The organism is Microbacterium sp. RD1, assembly GCF_052220165.1.
In the GTDB taxonomy this organism is placed as follows: Bacteria; Actinomycetota; Actinomycetes; order Actinomycetales; family Microbacteriaceae; genus Microbacterium.
Genome location: NZ_JBQPOL010000002.1, coordinates 971535 through 986928, shown reverse-complemented (window position 1 = coordinate 986928; position 15394 = coordinate 971535). Strand labels below are relative to the sequence as shown.

Below are 15394 nucleotides of genomic sequence, written 5' to 3'. Positions count from 1 at the left end.
TCGCACCTACCTCCGACATGCAAACCGGCTCGGCAGCAACCCGTGGAGAAGTCGCGGTCATCCGCAGTTGGGGAGGAGGAGTCGCGACCGCGCGGAGCTCGAATACAACCTCGCCGTGGAAGACCTGCGCGACGTCATCGCGCAGCATCCGTGGTCAAGTCCTAGGGGCGACCCATCCCGAAGTACTGCCACCCCGCGGCCCGCCACGCTGCGGCATCGAGGCAGTTACGGCCGTCGACGATGATCTTTCCCGTCACGAGCGAGCCGGCGTGCTCCGGCGCCAGCTCGCGCCGGTATTCGTCCCACTCCGTGACGACGATCACCGCATCCGCACCTCGCAGCGCCTCGTCGCGATCGTCGACGAAGTTCAGCTGCGGATGGAGCCGGCGGGCGTTCTCGATCGCCTCGGGGTCGGTGATCGTCACCCACGCGCCGAGGCCGTGCAGCCGCACCGCGACATCGAGGGCGGGGGAGTCGCGCACATCGTCGCTGTGCGGCTTGAAGGCGGCGCCGAGTACGGTGACGTTCTTCTTGAACACCGAGCCGCCGAGCGCGTCGACGACGAGATCGACCGCGCGCCCGCGCCGGCGGAGGTTGATGGCGTCGACCTCACGAAGGAAGGCGACCGACTCTCCGCGGCCGAGCTCTTCGGCCCGCGCCGAGAACGCGCGGATGTCTTTCGGCAGACATCCGCCCCCGAACCCGATGCCCGCTCCGAGAAAGCGGCGGCCGATGCGCGCATCGTGGCCGATGGCGTCGGCGAGCGTCGTCACGTCGGCGCCCGTCACCTCGGCGATCTCCGCCATGGCGTTGATGAACGAGATCTTGGTCGCGAGGAAGGCGTTGGCTGAGACCTTGACGAGCTCGGCCGTGGCGTAGTCGGTGACGATGAACGGAGTGCCCTTGGCGACCGAAGGGTGGTACACCTCGCGCAGGATGTCGGCCGCCCGCTCGCCCTCCACGGTGACCCCGGCGCTCGTCGAAGGGACGCCGACGACGAGGCGATCGGGGTCGATCGTGTCTTGCACCGCCCACCCCTCGCGGAGGAACTCCGGATTCCACACCAACGTGGCGCCCGTGGCTGCCACGCGTTCGGCCAGGCCGGCGGCGGTGCCCACGGGCACGGTCGACTTCCCCGCGACGATGTCACCGGGTGACACGTGTGGCAGGAGCGCGTCGACCGCGGCGTTGACGAAGGTCATGTCGGCGGCATCGCCGTCGCGCTGCTGCGGCGTGCCGACCCCCACGAAGTGCACCTGCGAACCTCGGACCGCGGCCATCTCCGTCGTGAACGTCAGCCGTCCTGACGCGATGCTCTCTGTCAGCAGCTCCTGCAGTCCCGGCTCGAAGAACGGTGCCTCACCTTTGGACAGGGCCTCGACCTTGCGCTCGTCGACGTCTACGCCGACCACCTCGTGCCCGAGGGACGCCATGGATGCCGCGTGCACGGCTCCGAGGTACCCACAGCCAATAACCGACAGTCGCATGCTTCTCCAATATCTCGATCGTCGTGACATGGCCGCGAGACCCCGGGCAGTCTATCTATGCGGCGTGCCGCGAATGAGGTTGAGTCTCAGCCGTCGGTGTGACAGATGTCGCCGAGATCGGCGCTTTCGTCGATCGTGGCGGTCTTGACGACGTCGAGGATCTTCGTCTTGTCCGCGCGCACGATGACGTCGAGACTGACGCTCTCGCCGGGCAGCAGGTCGGTCGTCCAGGAGTACACCATGCGGTTCTGGTGCATCCCGCCACCGACGCCGCTGCCGTCGGTGCTCGTCACGGAGAAGGGTTCTGCTCCCTCGGGCAGATAGACGTAGGTGAGGGTGCGGGTCGTCCCAGGTTCGACGCCGTAGTTGCCGCCGCCGGTGATGAACGGGGTGTAGCCGGCGATGTCGGCGGGGGCATCATTCCGGAGATTGACGCGAAGCTGAGCGACTCCGGTTCCGTCCGGGTAGGCCGTGCACCACGCGACGCCGGTGTTCAGCCGCATGTAATAGTCGAGCTTCGAGCCGGTGCCGTCGTTCACGTAGACGCCGAACCGCGTGGCATCCGCATCGGTGACGGGGAGGCGGCCCTGCAGAGTCGTACCGTCAAGAACCGCCTGCTCCTCGGGGTCGGCGCTCCAGATGAAGAGCCGGTTCTCGGCTGCTGCTCGGCCGAGGGCGGCGAGGAGCGCGGCCGGCTGGAGAGGTCTCGTCGAGATGGCGTCGAACACCGCCGCGGTGGCGGCGTCGAAGAAGAGATTCTGCGCGACCGGGTCGTCGTAGCGAAGATAGACGTCGTTCAGTACCAACTGCACGACGTTCTCGGCGGTGACGGTGTCGCCCGTCGGCAGTTGAACCGGGCCGACCACCTCGAGCAGGTACGACAGCGCCACGGGATCGATGGCGATCGCACCCGCCGCCTCTTGGCCGTACTTCTGCTTCCAGAACTCGCGAGCGAGCGGGGCGCCGAGTGTGAAGTCGGGCAGTTGAGTGACGTTGGCCGGGTATCGTCCGGGGCGGGTTCCGTAGATGCCCAAGACTTCATCGTCGAACGGGATGGGAGGGTCGGGGTAATACCCCAGGCCGCCTCCTGAGCCTTGGCCCGCGAGAGAGAACCTGCCGTCCTCAGTGTGCAGAAGAGCGACCGACCCGACGAGCCCGCCCAGGGATCTCCACTCGGCATTGTTCTGGAACAGCACCAGGTAGTCGCGGGGGCCTTCGGAGCCCAGCATCGGGGGCAACAGCACCGTCGCACGAGCCAGTGCGTCCATCGCGTCGGCGACCTGCCCGGTGAGCTCGACCGCTTGCTCGAAAGGGGCGCGAACGAGCGGGAGCAGCGTTGCACCATTGAGGTCATCGAGCGACTCCGCGGCACGCGCGGAGTCGGCAGCGGCCTGGGCAGCCGAGGCCTGCAGTTGCACGAACGCGTTCGTGTCGATAACGCCGTTCTGGGGGGCGAAGGCGTCGAGTCCGACAGCCGTCAGCTGCTCCGCCAGTGGCTCCAAGCTCGAGACGATCTCGTCGAGCCCGGTCGCCACCGCGCTGACCGCGCGAAGCTGCGGTCCGATCCATGGCAACGCACTGGCGCCCGCCCACACCGGGTCGCTCATCAGCGACCTCGCGGCGGACGTCTCGGCCGACAGCTCCGCCACTGTGGCATCGAGGGCAGCGCCCTCGCCGGCGAAAGCCTCCGGTGAGAGGCCGGCAGCGATGGAGCGTGCCTGCTGGAGGTGCTCTTGCGCGAGGTAGGCGCGGATGCCGACCCATGCTGCGCACACGACGATCAGCCCCAGAACTGCGGCGAAGCAGACAGCGACAATGCGTCCTACCGTGCGCCGTCTCGCCTCGCCTGCCATCCACGCCACGGTATCACCGGGGCTCGTGAACCATGGGCCCGATGCGGCGCCTCACACCGAGGAGATGGGTGTTGCAAACAGCGTCAGCGCGGGCAGGTCGCGGAGGTCCATGCGGTACGTTGTTCGCGTGGTTGCTTCAGGTGCCGGAAGCAGAACCTCAGCCTCGTGGCGCGCGTTTGCGCGCTTCGGGTCGAGGTTCGCGCTTGACGCGCTCGCTTGGACCGCAGCCATCTGGCTCGCCATCTGGTTCCGATACGAATTCGAAGTGCCGGACGGCGCATTCCTGCCGGCCCTCATCCTGATCCTGGTCACGCTGTTCGGCCAATTGGTCTTCGGCTTCGTCTTCGAGCTCTACCGCGGCCGCTTCTCCTTCGGCAGCCTCGAGGAGGTTCGCGCGCTCACGCTCTCCGTCATCGCCACGGCCGTCTTCCTGGGCCTTCCGGTCCTCCTCTTCGGGAGCGGGTTCGCCATCCCGCGCAGCATCTTCCTGATCGCGACCCCGCTCGCCCTCGTCGCAATGTTTCTCGTCCGGTTCGCGAAGCGGATCGTCATCGAGCAACGGCTGAAGCCGAAGGGCGGGGCCACCCCCACCCTCGTCTATGGGGCAGGTGCGCTCGGCAGCGCGCTGGTGCGGCAGATGCTCAGCGATCCCGAATCCGGTTACCGCCCGGTGGGTCTCATCGATGACGATCCCGAGAAGCGCTACACGCAAGTGCGGGATGTCCGTGTCTTGGGGACGTTCGCGAGTCTTCCGCGGGTCGTTGCGCGGACGAAGGCCGAGTCGCTCGTCATCGCCGTTCCGCGTGCGGACTCCGCCCTCATGCGGCGCGTGCAGGATGCGGCCGTCGAACTCGACCTGACGGTGAAGGTCGTGCCACCTTTGGGCGACATCCTCGCGGGTCGGTTCGGGGCCAGTCAGCTGCGCGACATCTCGATCGAAGACTTGATCGGGCGTCGCCCGGTCGACACCGACGTCTCCACGATCGCGGGGTACGTCACGGGCCGTCGCGTACTCGTGACCGGCGCCGGAGGCTCGATCGGAAGCGAGCTGTGCAAGCAGCTCGCCGCATTCGGCCCGGCGGAGCTCGCCATGCTCGACCGAGACGAGACGGGCCTTCAGCACTCGCAGATCGTGACGGCCGGTCACGGACTGCTCGACACCAAGGACGTTGTCCTGTGCGACATCCGCGACGCCGATGCTCTCGCGGCGGTATTCGGCGACCGTCGTCCTGAGGTCGTCTTCCACGCCGCGGCGTTGAAGCATCTGCCGATGCTCGAGCAGTATCCCGACGAGGCGTGGAAGACGAACGTGCTGGGCACGCTCAACGTCTTGAATGCCGCGCGTGCCGCCGGGGTTGAGACCTTCATCAACATCTCGACCGATAAGGCGGCGAACCCGACGAGTGTGCTCGGGCATTCGAAACGGGTCGCGGAGAAGCTGACGGCTTGGGCGGCCCAAGACACGGGTCTTCGTTATCTCTCCGTGCGGTTCGGCAACGTCATCGGCAGTCGAGGGTCCATGCTGCCGACGTTCCAGTCGTTGATCGAGGCCGGTGGTCCCCTGACGGTCACGCACCCCGAAGTCACCCGTTACTTCATGACCATCCCCGAAGCGTGCCAGCTCGTCATCCAGGCCGGCGCCATCGGCCGGCCCGGAGACATCCTCATCCTCGACATGGGGGAGCCTGTGCGTATCCTCGATGTCGCGAAGCGCATGATCGCGATGTCGGGCAAGCACGTGGAGATCGTTTTCACCGGGCTGCGCGAGGGCGAGAAGCTCAACGAAGAGCTCGTCGGAGCGCGAGAGCACCTCGAGCGACCGTTCCACCCGATGATCTCTCACACAACAGCGGATCCGATCCCGCCCGTCCGACTCAACCGCGACGGATGGATGGCGCAGATGTTCGCGCATCCGCGCGGAAACGACACGACAGCGATCGACTCGCTTCGCCGCGAGAAGGAACACAAGGCGTGACCGGACGCATCTATATGTCTCCCCCCGACGTGGGCCCCCTCGAAGAGGAGGCTGTCGTTCGCGCGCTGCGGTCAGGATGGGTCGCCCCGCTGGGGCCTGAAGTCGACGCGTTCGAAAATGAGCTCGCGGAACGCCTGGGCGTTGCCCACGGCGTCGCTCTGAGTTCGGGTACAGCTGCGCTGCACCTCGGCCTGCTGTCTCTCGGCGTGAAACCAGGCGATGTGGTCGTGACTTCGACGATGACCTTCGCCGCCACTGCGAACGCCATCGTCTACACCGGCGCAGAGCCGTACTTCATCGATTGCGACCCGAGCACGGGGAACATGAGCCCAGACCTCCTGCGAGAGGCGCTGTTGGCTCTGCGTGCGGCGGGCGAAAAGGTGGCGGCGATCGTGCCGGTCGATCTGCTTGGCAAGGCGGTCGACTACACCAGCATCCTCGCGATCGCCGAAGAATTCGAGGTACCGGTGCTGGCGGATGCGGCCGAATCGCTCGGGGCGACTCATGCCGGCCGTGCGGCGGGAAGCTTCGGCGCCGCGTCGATCGTGTCGTTCAACGGCAACAAGATCATGACGACATCCGGCGGCGGCATGCTCCTGACCGACGACGAGCATCTTGCCGCGCACGTGAGGTACCTCGCTACGCAGGCTCGGCAACCGGTTGTTCATTACGAGCACATCGACATCGGTTACAACTACCGGATGAGCAACCTGCTCGCCGCTCTCGGAAGGGCCCAGCTCTCGCGCCTCGATGAGATGATCGCGCGACGACGGAACGTCAGGCGAGGATACTCAGAGCTGTTCGCTGCGGTTGACGGCGTCGAGGTCTTCGGCGCCGACGGCGACGGCGCTGACAACGTGTGGCTCACCTCGGTCTTAGTCGACAGCGCGGTCGCCGGGTGGAGCGCGCATGATCTCAGCGCTCACCTGCAGGAAGACCAGATCGAGTCGAGACCGCTCTGGAAACCCATGCACTTGCAGCCGGTCTTCCAGGGCGCCCGCGGGCAGATTTCCGGAGCGGCAGAGTCGCTTTTCCGATCAGGTCTCACCCTGCCCAGCGGATCGGCGCTCACTGTCGAACAGCGAGCGCGAGTGACCGACCGCATCGGGAGCTTCCTTGGCAGGGTCGCCTGAGATGAATTTCGGCCGCCTGTTGAGCTTCGACTTCCTTAAGAGGCTGATCGACGTCTTCGCATCGGCGCTCGGCCTCGTTGCTCTGGCGCCGGTCATGGCGGTACTCGCGCTTCTCGTGGCAGCGAATCTGGGACGTCCGGTCATCTTTCGACAGGAACGCCCTGGGCTTCACGGTCGCATCTTCACGCTCTGCAAGTTCCGTTCCATGCGACGCCCCGACGAGCGGCGAGGGTTGGTGACGGACGAGCAACGCCTCACGCGATTCGGACGGCTACTTCGATCGACGAGCCTCGACGAACTTCCGACGCTTTGGAACGTGCTCAAAGGCGATATGAGTCTCGTCGGGCCTCGTCCTCTTCTCGTCGAGTACCTGGCTCAATACACGCCCGAGCAGGCGCGACGGCACGAGGTGCGCCCCGGGGTCACTGGGCTCGCACAGGTGAGCGGGAGAAATTCCCTGACATGGGAAGACAAGTTCCGGATCGATGTCGAGTACGTCGAGCGTCGCAGTTTTTCCCTGGACTTCCAGATCCTCGCGCGGACCATGAGTGCTGTCATCGCCCGGCGAGGCATCAGCCATGAAGGTCATGTCACGATGACCAAGTTCGGAGGTTCGGATGGCTGAGCCGATCGTCGTCGTCGGCGCGGGTGGATTCGGCCGCGAAACACTAGATGTGGTTGATGCCATTAACCGTGCAGGTGCCGGCCCAGCATGGCACGTGCTCGGAGTCGTCGACGATGGGCCCGAACCCATCAATCTCGACCGATTGATCGCGCGGGGATACCGGCACCTCGGTGACATTTCGGACGTCCTCGTCGGCCTCGCGCCCGCCGCCTACGTGGTCGGCATCGGGGACCCGAATGTTAGGGCACGGATAGCGAGTAAATTCGATCGGCGCGGCTGGCGGGCCGCGACACTTGTGCACCCATCAGCCGTGGTGGGGTCGAGCGCACGCATCGAACCCGGGGTTGTGATTTGCGGTGGTGTGCAGTTGTCGACTAATACCAGGCTCGGGCGTCACGCGCACCTGAATCCCGGATGCATCGTTGGGCATGACAGCAACGTCGGCGAGTTCGTGTCCATCAACCCGGGAGCGATAATTTCTGGAGACGTCACCGTAGAGACGGGCGTCCTCGTTGGGGCGGGCGCCACAGTTCTGCAAGGCCTGAGGCTCGGTAGAGGTGGAGTAGTCGGCGCTGGTGCCTGCGTTACCCGCTCGACTGAGCAGCTTCAGACGGTTGTCGGCGTCCCAGCTCGCCCGGTTCCTGACCGGGGCCCAGTGTGAACGGTTGCTTACCGCGCACTATCTCGAGGACCTCGCATCGCGACAACGCACGTCCTCGACTGGGTCCGAAACCATGCCGCATCAAAGGAGGAGCGCCGGATGAAAATCGTTGTTACAGGAGGAGCCGGCTTCATTGGGTCAAACTTTGCTCGATATGCACTGTCAGTCGACCCGGAGAATGAGATCGTCGTGCTCGATGACCTTAGTACCGGTAAGCCGGAGAATTTGGCCGGGATTCCGATCCGCTTTGTAGATGGGTCAGTGGCTGATAGGACGACTGTTCGCGCGGTTGTGCATGGCGCCGACGCAATCGTTCACCTCGGAGCACTCGGGAGCGTCCCGCGTTCCATCAAGGACCCGGTGGCGAGCCACCACGCCAACTTGACCGGGACGCTCGAGGTCCTTGAGGCGGCACGAGCAGAAGGCGCCTATGTCGTCTTCGCCTCCTCGAGCTCCGTCTACGGAGCGAATCCGCAACTTCCGAAGTCTGAGGACGCATGGACACGTCCCATGAGCCCGTATGCGGTTACGAAGCTTGGAGCTGAGGGATACGTAATCGCCTACCAATTCGCGTACGGACTCTCCAGTTTGGCGTTTCGATTCTTCAATGTCTACGGACCCTACCAAGCGGCGGATCACGCATATGCCGCTGTTATCCCGCGATTTATCGACGCGGCGCTGGCGGGCCGCCCACTGACGATCTACGGTGACGGGCACCAGTCTCGCGATTTCACCCACGTGAAAACCGTCTGCTCTGCACTCTATTCGGCCGTCAGTCGCCGGCTGGTATCTGAAAGTCCAGTGAACCTGGCGTTCGGGACGAACACGACGCTAGTCGAATTGGTCGAGATTATTGGCGAGCGGCTCGGAATTACGCCGCGAGTCGAGCACGCAGAGCCGCGAAAGGGGGACGTCCGAGCCTCTCAGGCTGACAGCTCCCTGCTGCGAGGCTTGCTTCCTGAGGTCCAGCCGGTGCCGCTCCGCGAGGGAATCGAATCTACTGTCGCATGGTTCAAAGGCGAAGACGCTTGGCAGTAATGCCGCCACGCGTGGTTCTCGCTACCACGATCGACGTGTCCCTCAGCTTGATGAAGGGGTTGCCCGAAGCGCTCGTCGCCCGCGGTTGGGATGTGCACGTCGTTTCGTCGGGAGGACCGAGATTGTCGGAGCTTGCGGAGACGAGGGGAGTCACCGTGCATGCGATAGCTATGCGCCGGAACCCTTCGCCCTTGCGCGACGCGGTGGCGATCATTCAGTGGTACCGCTTACTGCGTGAAGTTCGCCCTGATGTGCTCAGTGTCGGCACGCCGAAAGCGAGCCTCTTGGGCCTCCTGGCTGCGCGCCTCGCCAGGGTGCCGTCGCGTCAATATGTGTTGCGCGGACTTCGCCTCGAGACCGCCCGCGGCCCGTTACGCCCCATCCTCCTGGCGACCGAGATGATCAGTGTGGCAGCGAGCACCGACGTCGTCGCCGTGAGCGAGAGCCTGAGACGAAAGGCCGTTGCGAGCGGTATCGCGAGGAAAAGGGCTATCTCCGTAATCGGCGAGGGGAGCTCCAACGGGGTCGACCTCACTCAGTACGACCCGTCGCGCTTTCCTGAAGAGGTTCGCGTCGAGTTGCGGTCCCGGCTCGGATTAGATGCTTCGTCGCCCGTGGTCGGATTTGTTGGGAGAATCACGCACGATAAGGGCATTGGCGCCCTCGTCGCGGCCGTCTTGCGATCTCGGCAGAGTGGTATCGCGTGCCAATTGCTAGTCGTCGGTGCTACTGAGGACGCCGTGGTCGCCCGAGAAATGGATCGCGTTCGGGCAGCAGGCATCCCCGTGGTCGTAACTGGCCATATTCCGGACCCCGCCCCGTACATTGCGCTCTTTAGCGCATTGTGTCTGCCCTCGCTGCGAGAGGGATTTAGCAACGCCGCCCTGGAGGCGGCAGCCATGGGCGTGCCGGTAGTAGCGACAACCGCGACCGGGATAGTCGACCCGGTGGCTGACGGCGAGAACGGCCTGCTCTCTCCCATCGGTGATGTCGATGCCTTGACACGTAACCTCATCAAGGTCCTTACAGATTCGCAGCTTGCGCGCCGGCTCGGAGAGTCGGGTCGCCTACGCGCTGAACGGTTCGAGCGATCGGCTGTCCAGGCGGCGTTTGAGTCAAGGCTGAGGCATCTACTCGAGACATAGGCGGATGCCCATCGGTCCGCTGATCTTCGAGCGTCAAAGCGCTCGAAAGATTGACCGAAAGAACACGAGGCCGAGCACCACGCAGACGATGGTGCCCGCAGAGAAAGCGATGGCTGCCCCGGACGCACCCAAGCTAGGGACGAACGCGAACAAGCACAGCAGCATGATCGCAACTGCCAGGGCCCCAGTGAGGGTGAAGGTGCGCCAACTCCCACGAATTCGCACGAAGTTGGTCTGAACCTGTAGAACTCCGTAGGCCACTGCGCCCGGCAGGCAGAAGAGCATCGGCTCGTACGCCTCCGCGAAACCAGGCCCGTATAGGAGTGTAATGAGGGGCGCGCCGATGACTCCGAGGAGAGCAGCTGGGACGGCACCGGCCATTAGAGCGACGCATAGCTGGCGAAGGATCCGGACGTCACCGTGACTGTTGGCGGTCTTGTGGAGTACATGATTGGAAACCTGCGCCGGAACGATCGTGCAGAGCATCGCCGTCGAGAGCGAGACTGAATAGATTCCAGCTGCTGCTGCTCCCGCCACGAGCAACAGGAAAACGACATCAAGCTTCTGCAGCAGAATTTGCATTAGCCGTCCCAGCTGCCAGGGGAGCCCGCGCCAAATCCAGACAGCAATCTCTCGGGTGGGAACGTTCGGGTCGTGGCGACGAGACCGGGCGAGTACGGCGGGAAGGTAGATCACAAGGGGTGTCAGGTAGCTGACGACGATGACCACCTTGATAGAAGAGTTGTCCAGGACTCCCAAGCTGGAGGTGGCGAGAACCGCGCAGATCAGCGCCGCCTGCTGGAACACCGCTCCGATTGACCCGATGTGAGCCCCGCGAAGGCCAACCGCAGCAACGCCACCTTGCATGCCCAGCGTGAACGCGACTCCCCCCAAGATCAACCATGCGGGCTCCGCATCCGCGAAGATTACGATCACGATGGCTGCTGCGCCCAGGGCTAGATAGGCCCCCCAAACGCGGCCGAGGACGGTCCATACGAGCGCTGGATCCCGTCTCTCGCGGGATTGGCGCAGTGCCTGCTGGGCGACGTCTAGGTTCAGGAACACGAACACGATCGCATTCGCCGCCGCGTAGGTGGAGGAGATGCCTTTCAGCTCGGCACCGCCAACACGAGCTATGACGACGCTGCCCAAGACCCCCATGATGAGCGCCACCACTCGTAGACCGCTCGATAGGACGATCGGATGCGTGAAGAACCGGCGCATAAGTGGACCTCGTAGGAAGCGTCAGAGGGGCTGCGAACCTCGGCCCGATTCGGCCTGTGCCGATAGACCCTCGGCGTGTCGCTGTCTCTCCTTCAGACGAGACGCTGGCGAATCTGACGGGCCGGGTTACCGACGACGATTGCACCGGGCGCGACATCCTTCGCCACTACGGCGCCCGCTCCGACAGCGGCTCCGCGCCCGATTGTGACACCCGGGAGCACGGTTACGCTTGCGCCCAGGAAAGCGTCCTCTTCGAGGATGATGCCTGCGTGAGTTGGCTTCATGTCCCGGAACGAGCCGTAATCCGGTGGTACCGGGTGGTCTCCCGTGATGAACCGACAATTTGGACCCATCGTCACGTGGGGCCCGACGACAACTCTTCCACTCAGCACGCAATCCTCACCGACGCCGCCGTGCGGCCCGATAACTGTCTGCCAACTCAAGCGCGCGGCTCGATTGATATTCGCGGTCGGATGCACATCGGCGCAAAAGCGGCGCGCACAGAACACTCGGAAGCGCTTGGCCGCCTTGCTCCAAGAGGGAAGTCTCGACGCAAACGCTGCGTAGATGAACCACCAGAGCAACCGTTTCGGCGATCGCCGTGTACCTGCGGGCACTACGGCCCTCCCATCGGTGAGCAACGAGGACCAGGATGACTCTACTTCCTCGACTGACGTCACGGGTTCGACAAGCGGGGGAGAGGTCGCATCAAGAGCATCCTGCAGAAGCCGAACGATTTCCTTGAGGGAGCCGTGTGGCGCTAGCGCGACGGCAGAGGCATACATGTTAGCCACTTCACGCATGCCGGGATTGTCAAATCCCACTACGCGGCATCCCCACGCGATGGCTTGGAGTACTGTGTTCGGCATCCCCTCGGACGCCGACGTGTTGAGCAGCACTTTATGGTCGCCGATGACTTCCTCGGGATGTTCCTGCCAGCCCAGTACCCGGACGTTTCCTGGCTTCGAGACGTCCGAAAACTTGCCGATGACGGAGAAAGTCACATCCGGCATCAGATTGGCCACCCCCACCAATATGGTGGCCGACGTCTCACTCCCGGCTCGCCCGTACCAGACTACCTGCCTCTCCTTCGATGGGTGTGAACGGGGCAGGCGCACACCATTCACGATCCAGACGGCGCGCCCGGGAAATCCTGGAAAGGCGATCTCGAAATCTTGCAGCAGATGCTGTGCTGGAGCGACGATCGTCGTTTGTCGTCGCCAGAACGCCCTCGCCACTACGCGGCCGACGCGCGACGCTGCTCGGGCTAGCGGCTCGCTGCGGTATTGCGAGGTGCCGCCGCCGGTGAGACGGAGAATATGTGGCGCGCGCCAGAATCGGGCGGCGGCAGCCGCGGCGAGGCTTGCGCTCCCCATCTGCAATGATGTAAGGGTTCGCGGTCGGAGGATGATCGAGAGAACGGCGGCGGCCACGAAAAATGTGGCCTGACCGAAGCGTGGAGCATAGGCGAAGGCGGCGCGAGACCCCACTCGGTAGATCACGTAGCCGTCCCGTGCCTCTCGGCGGGGTGCTGCTCGGTCCGGCAAGACTTGAGTCACCACCGCGACGGACAGATTTCTCGCGACTAACCGGGGAAGAAGCGAGCGCATCTGTCGCTCGGCCCCTCCCTCACGAGGATGATAGCTGCCGGCCACCAGAACAACGTCGGTCATCATCGTCTCCGGCTTAGCGAGGCGAGCATGGGCCTACGGCGCTGCACGGCGGCGCCTGCAACCCCGCGTACCGGCGCAGTATCGATCTTTTGGAGCTTGGTGTGCACGAAGAAGTATGCGACCACGAACCAGGCGAGTTGCGTGTACTCGACGGACTGGACCAGCTGCTCAACGACAAACAGGACGGCGGCCGCTCCGGCGATGTTTCTCGAAGACACCATCGAGAGTCCCGTCGCGCAGATTCGAAGCAGAATCATCGCCCATGGAATACCGACGACGAGGCCACCGGCTGCCAAGAGCCCGAGCCAACTCGAGTGCGCTGACCGATCCATCACATCGCCGCTGCTTACGCTTGTCATTCCGGTCCCGAATAGGGGGTTGCGCGTGAACTCGTCCCATGCGGCGGAGTACAAGTCTGTACGACCTGAGAGAGTGATCAGGTCGTCGCTTAGGTACGGTTCGAGATCGATCGTTGCCAGTGCCAAGATCAGGGCAACCACGGTATATATCCACAGGAGCATCCGGGCAAGCGGATGAGTGCTCGAAAGAAGGTAGGCGATCACAACCAGCGATAGCACTACTAGCCCGAATAGAGCCTGGCTGGATCCGCTGAGAAATAGGACATACCCGTTCACGCCTAGAGTGACAGCGGTTAGTGTGTGCCGAAAAACAGATTTGCGACGCCATAGGAAGGCGAGCAGAAACGGCAGCAATATCAAGCATCCGAAGACCATCCGATTGGGATTTCCCGAGAAGCCCGAGAGCCGCATGCCCGTTGCGCTCGTATCCCCGACGATCAGCGTCAGCCCGATGAACACCACACTCGCGAGGGCGAGCGCAGGCAGTGGATCCCCGCGTCTGGCGACAGCGTAGATAGTTAGGAACACTATTCCTGCGCACCTCATCGCGACGGTAAGGAAGTAATCGTCGCCAGCGAGCACGAAACGTATCGCCAATAAGGATAATGTGATTAGAGGCAGCAGAACGACCGCAATTAGGTGGTGCCACGTCTTCCGCGAGAGCACCATGAGCAGGCTTACCGCTCCTCCAACTGTGGCGAGGACGTAACCGACCGTGCTCCATGACGCATACGCCCCACCCGCCAAGCCAAGAACTACGGCTGCGGATAGGACGAGGTCAGGACGAAGAACGCTCGCCACGGCGACTGCAACTGCAGCCACGAGAGGCATCGCCACGCCAGGAAATCGCAATAAGACTCCAAGAATGACGGCCAAGAACCCGACCGCAGCGACAAGCAGAACGCTTCTCGGCGTCGAACCGATCCTGTGTCTCACGGACGTCGTCCTGACGTCGCGAGCCTGGCGAGCGACTCAGCAAGCTCGGCGGCATACTCTGTCACCGTCTTATGGTCAGCGAAGACCCGCGCCCGCGCGGGCGACGAGACCAGAGCGTGCGCGCTGCGAAGGGCGATCGCGAGCGCGTTCTCGTCGTGGACGTCGACGATCACGCCAAATCCTCCATCCAACACATGTCGGATGTCGCCGGTGTCACCGGCTACCGCATAGCAACCCCTCGCAGTGGCTTCCAGCACGGTCAGAGGCAGGCTTTCGCTCGCCGACGGATGGAGGAGGATGCCCGCGCCGTCGTAGTCGTTGCGTGTGACCCGTACCCCCTCGGAGATAGCGACTCGAGCTTGGAGCTCAGGAGGATAGCCCCGGAGAACAGCGCGGATCGCGGCCGCGTTGTCGGTGAAGACGCGCAGAGTCGCATCGATTCCGGAAGCGAGAAAGGCGCGCACCGCTAGTTCGTGGTTTTTTTCCGGCCGGGAGTTTCCAACCATAATCACGTCTCGACTCGCTGTTGGTACTCGCTCCTGTGACCACTCGTCAGCGAGGCCGCTGGTCACGCAAAGAACTTTCTCGGGGGCGATACCGTGCTCGATGAGGTGCTGGCGAGCCCTCTGCGAGTTCACCACGTATGCATCCAGGAGCGACTGAGTCGCTCGATCCGCAAGGAACATCCACCTCGGCCATCCGAAATCCAATCCGTTCCGAGCCATGACCAGTAAGCCGCGCGGACGGTTCACGATTCGCACGAGTCGCGCGAGCAGCGACTGCTTGAGCCCAAAGGTCCATACAACCTCGGCTTCGCTGTTGAGTAGGATCTTCACGATGCTCAGCCAGGACCGGGCAGTGCGAAAGCAGAGGCCCGCATCGCCGAGAAACTTCAGGAAGACAGTGTCCGGTTGACGCGTCCGGACGACTGAACGTACTCGGATTCCCAGCGATTCGAGACTCGCGACAGCCGCAACCATCCGCGACTCGGTCCCGCCGACGCCATCGAGGCCGCCCCAGACATATAGCCATTCCGTTTTCTCAAGGCGCAGGCCGTGGGCCAGGCCTGTTGGGTGTTTTGTCTCTGTCACTCGCTTCTCCGAAACCCCGCGCCTCTCGACCTTGCATAATCGAGCCTAACCTGGAGTTCTGGGTCGACTCGGCTCCCTCTCCTTGCGACCAGGCGCCTGCAAGAAGTGGCCTTCTGTTAGGTGCGGGTTCGGCCGGCGCCTCACGCACGCCGGCAGCATCTAGCCGCCCGACGGTGCCACGGCCGTCGGATCTT

Annotated in this window: 12 protein-coding genes; 6 read left to right on the top strand and 6 right to left on the bottom strand. The window is 63.9% G+C overall.

Annotated features, from left to right (window positions below; all coding sequences use genetic code 11):
- Nucleotides 1-161: 161 nt before the first annotated feature.
- Complete coding sequence (locus tag ACTU3I_RS13455; protein WP_442926204.1) at nt 162-1487, bottom strand: UDP-glucose dehydrogenase family protein; 1326 nt, start codon at nt 1485-1487, stop codon at nt 162-164.
- An 86-nt stretch (nt 1488-1573) separates the two neighbouring features.
- On the bottom strand, nt 1574-3340 hold the full coding sequence (locus ACTU3I_RS13450) for a DUF4012 domain-containing protein (RefSeq protein WP_442926203.1): 1767 nt from the start codon (nt 3338-3340) through the stop codon (nt 1574-1576).
- 265 nt (nt 3341-3605) lie between these two features.
- Between ACTU3I_RS13450 and ACTU3I_RS13445 the strand changes: the two genes are divergently transcribed.
- From ACTU3I_RS13445 to ACTU3I_RS13420, 6 genes are all read left to right on the top strand, one after another.
- Nucleotides 3606-5315, top strand: a complete 1710-nt coding sequence (locus tag ACTU3I_RS13445) for a polysaccharide biosynthesis protein (RefSeq protein WP_442926202.1) — start codon at nt 3606-3608, stop codon at nt 5313-5315.
- Nucleotides 5312-6448: a DegT/DnrJ/EryC1/StrS family aminotransferase gene (locus ACTU3I_RS13440; protein ID WP_442926201.1), complete on the top strand. Its 1137-nt coding sequence runs from the start codon at nt 5312-5314 to the stop codon at nt 6446-6448. The genes ACTU3I_RS13445 and ACTU3I_RS13440 overlap by 4 nt, the downstream gene beginning before the upstream one ends.
- Before the next feature lies 1 nt (nt 6449).
- Nucleotides 6450-7073 carry a sugar transferase gene (locus tag ACTU3I_RS13435; protein WP_442926200.1) on the top strand — a complete coding sequence of 208 codons (624 nt, stop codon included), beginning with the start codon at nt 6450-6452 and terminating at the stop codon, nt 7071-7073.
- The gene (locus ACTU3I_RS13430) at nt 7066-7734 is read left to right on the top strand and encodes a NeuD/PglB/VioB family sugar acetyltransferase (RefSeq protein WP_442926199.1); all 669 of its coding nucleotides are present in this window, start codon (nt 7066-7068) and stop codon (nt 7732-7734) included. Before ACTU3I_RS13435 ends, ACTU3I_RS13430 begins: the two co-directional genes overlap by 8 nt.
- A gap of 99 nt (nt 7735-7833) precedes the next feature.
- Nucleotides 7834-8772 (top strand): NAD-dependent epimerase/dehydratase family protein, encoded by a 939-nt coding sequence (locus ACTU3I_RS13425; protein WP_442926198.1) that lies wholly within the window; start codon nt 7834-7836, stop codon nt 8770-8772.
- Nucleotides 8742-9917, top strand: coding sequence for a glycosyltransferase (locus ACTU3I_RS13420; RefSeq protein ID WP_442926197.1), 1176 nt, complete (start codon nt 8742-8744; stop codon nt 9915-9917). Before ACTU3I_RS13425 ends, ACTU3I_RS13420 begins: the two co-directional genes overlap by 31 nt.
- A gap of 33 nt (nt 9918-9950) precedes the next feature.
- On the opposite strand, the gene ACTU3I_RS13415 is transcribed toward ACTU3I_RS13420, so the two are convergent.
- The 4 genes from ACTU3I_RS13415 to ACTU3I_RS13400 form a co-directional block, all read right to left on the bottom strand.
- Nucleotides 9951-11141, bottom strand: coding sequence for a lipopolysaccharide biosynthesis protein (locus tag ACTU3I_RS13415; RefSeq protein WP_442926196.1), 1191 nt, complete (start codon nt 11139-11141; stop codon nt 9951-9953).
- 92 nt (nt 11142-11233) lie between these two features.
- Nucleotides 11234-12817, bottom strand: a complete 1584-nt coding sequence (locus ACTU3I_RS13410; protein ID WP_442926195.1) for a glycosyltransferase — start codon at nt 12815-12817, stop codon at nt 11234-11236.
- A complete protein-coding gene (locus tag ACTU3I_RS13405) occupies nt 12814-14109 on the bottom strand; it encodes an O-antigen ligase family protein (RefSeq protein ID WP_442926194.1) in 1296 nt (431 codons plus the stop codon). Before ACTU3I_RS13405 ends, ACTU3I_RS13410 begins: the two co-directional genes overlap by 4 nt.
- Nucleotides 14106-15200, bottom strand: a complete 1095-nt coding sequence (locus tag ACTU3I_RS13400; RefSeq protein ID WP_442926193.1) for a glycosyltransferase family 4 protein — start codon at nt 15198-15200, stop codon at nt 14106-14108. The genes ACTU3I_RS13405 and ACTU3I_RS13400 overlap by 4 nt, the downstream gene beginning before the upstream one ends.
- Nucleotides 15201-15394 lie beyond the last annotated feature (194 nt).

Coding starts and splice junctions, on each gene's coding strand:
- ACTU3I_RS13455 (WP_442926204.1), bottom strand. CDS start 1,487: ATGCGACTGTCGGTTATTGGCTGTGGGTACCTCGGAGCCGTGCACGCG.
- ACTU3I_RS13450 (WP_442926203.1), bottom strand. CDS start 3,340: ATGGCAGGCGAGGCGAGACGGCGCACGGTAGGACGCATTGTCGCTGTC.
- ACTU3I_RS13435 (WP_442926200.1), top strand. CDS start 6,450: ATGAATTTCGGCCGCCTGTTGAGCTTCGACTTCCTTAAGAGGCTGATC.
- ACTU3I_RS13430 (WP_442926199.1), top strand. CDS start 7,066: ATGGCTGAGCCGATCGTCGTCGTCGGCGCGGGTGGATTCGGCCGCGAA.
- ACTU3I_RS13425 (WP_442926198.1), top strand. CDS start 7,834: ATGAAAATCGTTGTTACAGGAGGAGCCGGCTTCATTGGGTCAAACTTT.
- ACTU3I_RS13420 (WP_442926197.1), top strand. CDS start 8,742: ATGGTTCAAAGGCGAAGACGCTTGGCAGTAATGCCGCCACGCGTGGTT.
- ACTU3I_RS13415 (WP_442926196.1), bottom strand. CDS start 11,141: ATGCGCCGGTTCTTCACGCATCCGATCGTCCTATCGAGCGGTCTACGA.
- ACTU3I_RS13410 (WP_442926195.1), bottom strand. CDS start 12,817: ATGATGACCGACGTTGTTCTGGTGGCCGGCAGCTATCATCCTCGTGAG.